The sequence below is a fragment of the Terrabacter terrae genome, assembly GCF_039529575.1.
Lineage (GTDB): Bacteria > Actinomycetota > Actinomycetes > Actinomycetales > Dermatophilaceae > Terrabacter > Terrabacter terrae.
Window position 1 is genome coordinate 1 of the sequence record NZ_BAAANB010000154.1, and the last position, 2,468, is coordinate 2,468.

The 2,468-nt window shown below is 71.3% G+C and carries 3 protein-coding genes; 2 read left to right on the plus strand and 1 reads right to left on the minus strand.

The window, feature by feature from the left end; translation table 11 throughout:
- Nucleotides 1-516: glycoside hydrolase family 3 C-terminal domain-containing protein (locus ABD194_RS20165; protein WP_343994837.1), on the plus strand; the 516-nt coding region annotated here is incomplete at its 5' end.
- 29 nt (nt 517-545) lie between these two features.
- Here the strand turns inward: ABD194_RS20165 and ABD194_RS20170 are convergent.
- Entirely contained in the window at nt 546-1,061 is a 516-nt protein-coding gene (locus ABD194_RS20170) for a MarR family winged helix-turn-helix transcriptional regulator (RefSeq protein WP_343994839.1), read from the minus strand.
- Between the two features lie 163 nt (nt 1,062-1,224).
- Here ABD194_RS20170 and ABD194_RS20175 point away from each other — a divergent pair.
- Nucleotides 1,225-2,468 (plus strand): thiamine pyrophosphate-binding protein (locus ABD194_RS20175; protein WP_343994841.1); only part of this gene is annotated, 1,244 nt, incomplete at its 3' end.

A 2,468-nucleotide genomic window follows, 5' to 3' on the forward strand; every position in this document is an offset into this window, starting at 1 on the left:
GTGCTGCACGACGAGGGTGGCCGGCTCCCGCTCGCGTCGGGGCTGCGGATCTACGCCGAGCGGGTGTCACCGGAGGCTGTGGAGCGGCACGGCAAGCTCGTCGACCGGCCGGAGGACGCGGACGTGGCGGTGGTGCGCCTGACCGCGCCGTTCGACCCGCGCTCGGACCTCTTCCTCGAGTCATGGTTCCACCAGGGCTCGCTCGACTTCCCGCCCGGCCTGGTCGCCCGCCTCGAGCGCATCGCCGCGGTGTGCCCGCTCGTGGTCGACGTCGTGCTCGACCGGCCTGCCGTCGTGACCCCGCTGCTGCGCTTCGCCTCGGCCGTGGTCGGCAGCTTCGGCTCGTGCGACGACGCGCTGCTCGACGCCATCACCGGGACGATCCCGCCGATGGGGCGCCTGCCGTTCGACCTGCCGCGCTCGATGGACCAGGTCCGGGGGCACGGCGAAGACGTCCCCGGCTACGACGACCCGCTCTTCCCCTTCGGCCACGGGCTGCGCCTCGACGCCGACTGACCTCGAACCGCGAAGGGGGGCTCGGCGCGTCAGCTGCGCCAGCCGAGGGCCCACAGGTCGTGGGCGGCGAGGCCGTCGGCGGCGCGGGCGAACTCCGCGAGCGAGCTGACGAGGCGCTGTCGTCCGCTGGGGCTCATCCGGGCGAGGATCGGACGGACCTCCTCGGCGCGCTCGTCCATCACCTGCTCGACGACCTCCCGGCCCGCCGGCGTGAGGCGCAGCACGAGCTGGCGACGGTTCACGGGGTCGTCGGCGCGGTCGACGAGCCCACGCGTCACGAGCCGGTCGCAGAGGCGGCTCGCGCGGGTCAGGTGGATCCCGACGGCCTGGGCCAGCTCGCCGAGCGAGAGCGAGGGGCGGCTCCACAGCACGACGAGCGCCCGCAGGTGCAGCAGGTCGGTCACCTCCGAGGTCACCGTCAGGGAGCGGGCCGTGATGGCGACGAGGACCCGGCACGCGTCGAGCACCGCTTCGACCTCGTCGTCGCGGGGTAGGCGACCGGCAGCGGACTCGTCGCGGTCGTCCGGGCTGTCCTCGTTCGGCACACCTCCAGTCTGCCGCGCAACTCTTGCGTATCGCAACTGTTGCGCGTAGAAAGAAAGAAGAGGTCTTCCAGTCAGACGCCGCTGGCGGAGGGCTCGCAAGCGGCGAGCCGAGGGTCCGAAGAGGTCCGGTCGCTCGTCCACGACGACGTCGAAGGAGATCGAGATGGCCCAGAAGGTTGCCGACGTGGTTCTCTCCCGACTGCGGGACTGGGGCGTGCGTCAGGTGTTCGGCTTCCCGGGTGACGGGATCAACGGCCTGCTCGCCGCGTGGGGTCGGGCCGAGGACGACCCGCAGTTCGTGCAGGCGCGCCACGAGGAGATGGCCGCCTTCGAGGCGGTCGGCTACGCGAAGTTCTCGGGCGAGGTGGCCGTCTGCGCTGCGACGAGCGGCCCGGGTGCGATTCACCTGCTCAACGGGCTCTACGACGCCAAGCTCGACCACGTGCCCGTGGTGGCCATCGTCGGGCAGACCGCGCGCAGCGCGATGGGCGGGTCGTACCAGCAGGAGGTCGACCTGATGACCCTCTTCAAGGACGTCTGCTCGGACTACGTGCAGATGTGCACCGTGCCCGAGCAGTTGCCCAACCTCATCGACCGGGCCATCCGCGTTGCCCAGTCGGCCAGCGCCCCGACGTGCATCATCTTCCCCTCGGACGTGCTCGAGCTCGAGTACACCCCGCCCGGGCACGCCTTCAAGATGGTGCCCTCGAGCGTCGGCACCTCACGCGCCACGGTCTGCCCCGACGACGAGGCCGTGCGCCGCGCCGCCGACCTGCTCAACGCAGGCCAGAAGGTGGCCATGCTCGTGGGGCAGGGCGCCCGCGGCTGCGAGGCCGAGCTCACCGAGGTGGCCGACCTGCTCGGCGCAGGAGCCGCCAAGGCGCTGCTCGGCAAGGACGTGCTGCCCGACACCCTGCCGTGGGTCACCGGCTCGATCGGCCTCCTCGGCACCACCGCGTCGTACGAGATGATGATGGGCTGCGACACCCTGCTGACCGTCGGCTCGAACTTCCCGTACACGCAGTTCATGCCGCCGCTCGACCAGGCCCGCGCGGTGCAGATCGACCGCTCCGAGGCTTGGATCGGCATGCGCTACCCCTACGAGATCAACCTCGTGGGCGACGCCAAGGCCACCCTGCAGGCGCTCATCCCGCTACTGGAGCGCAAGGAGGACCGGTCCTGGCGCGAGGAGATCGAGGGCAACGTCGACGACTGGTGGCAGACGATCGACCAGTGGGCGCTCAACGACGCCAAGCCGGTCAATCCGATGCGGATCTTCTCCGAGCTCTCGAGCCGCCTGCCCGGCAACGCCATGGTCGCCGCCGACTCGGGCAGCGCCGCCAACTGGTACGCCCGCAACCTGCGCTTCCACGGCGACATCCTCGGCTCTCTGTCCGGGACGCTCGC